This window comes from Mycobacterium sp. E342 (genome assembly GCF_001667665.1).
In the GTDB taxonomy this organism is placed as follows: Bacteria; Actinomycetota; Actinomycetes; order Mycobacteriales; family Mycobacteriaceae; genus Mycobacterium.
Genome location: NZ_LZJM01000012.1, coordinates 1 through 1,185, shown reverse-complemented (window position 1 = coordinate 1,185; position 1,185 = coordinate 1). Strand labels below are relative to the sequence as shown.

The window sequence follows — 1,185 nt, the reverse complement described above, 5'->3', positions numbered from 1 at the left end:
TGGCAACACCACAACCCCACCGACCTGGGCCTGGGGGAGCTACAAGCCAACCCCATACCGGTGCAAACCCACACCGCCCGCATGGATTTAACATTCTCTCTGACCGAGAACTTCACCGACGCCGGCCAACCGGCCGGCATCGCCGGCACGGTGGAATTCCGCACTGATGTGTCCGACCCCAACAGCGTCGAGCTGCTGATCCAGCGGTTCCAGCGCGTGCTGACCGAAATGGCTGCGGATCCGTCGCGGTTGTTGTCGTCGGTCGAGGTGCTCGACGTCGACGAGCAGGCCCGCTTGGCGGTGTGGGGGAATCGTGGCGTGTTGGACCGCCCCGCCATGCCGACGGTGTCGATTCCGGATGTGTTTGCCGCCCAGGTCGCGCGCACCCCGGATGCGCTGGCGTTGACCTGTGACGGCCTTTCGCTGACGTATCGGGAGCTGGATGCGGCCGCGAATCGGTTGGCGCACTGGTTGATCCGACATGGTGCGGGCCCGGGACAACGTGTGGGGTTGCTGGTGCCGCGCTGCGCGCAGGCCGTCGTGGCGATCCTGGCGGTGCTCAAGTCGGGGGCGGCGTATGTGCCGATGGATCCGGGATGGCCGGCCGCGCGGATCGGGTTCTTGCTCACCGATGCCGCCCCGGTCGCGGTACTGACCACCGCTGAGTTGCGCTCACGGCTGGATGGTCATGGCGTGGCGGTGATTGATGTCAACGATCCGGTGATCGAGGCGCAGCTGGTTACGGCGTTGCCGGGCCCGGCGCCTGAGGATGTGGCGTATTTGATTTACACCTCGGGCACCACCGGTGTCCCTAAAGGTGTGGCGATCACTCATGGCAATGTCGCGCAGTTGATCGATTCTTTGGACGCGGGTCTGGGGTCAGGGCGGGTGTGGACGCAGTGTCATTCCTATGCGTTCGACTTTTCGGTGTGGGAGATCTTCGGCGCCCTGCTGGGTGGGGGCCGATTGGTGGTGGTGCCCGAATCGGTGACCGCCTCCCCGGAGGCGTTGCATGCGTTGCTGGTCGGTGAACGGGTCAGCGTGCTCACCCAGACTCCCTCGGCGGCCGGTGCGCTCTGGCCGCAGGGGGTGGAGTCGGTGGCGTTGTTGGTCGGTGGGGAGCCGTGCCCGGCTGAGGTGGTGAATCGGTGGGCGCCCGGGCGGGTGATGGTCAACGCCTACGGG

Annotated in this window: 1 protein-coding gene; it reads left to right on the top strand. The window is 66.3% G+C overall.

The genetic code is table 11. The features are described 5' to 3' along the window. Window positions 1-1,185 (top strand): AMP-binding protein (locus tag A5692_RS00820; protein WP_156765856.1); only part of this gene is annotated, 1,185 nt, incomplete at both ends.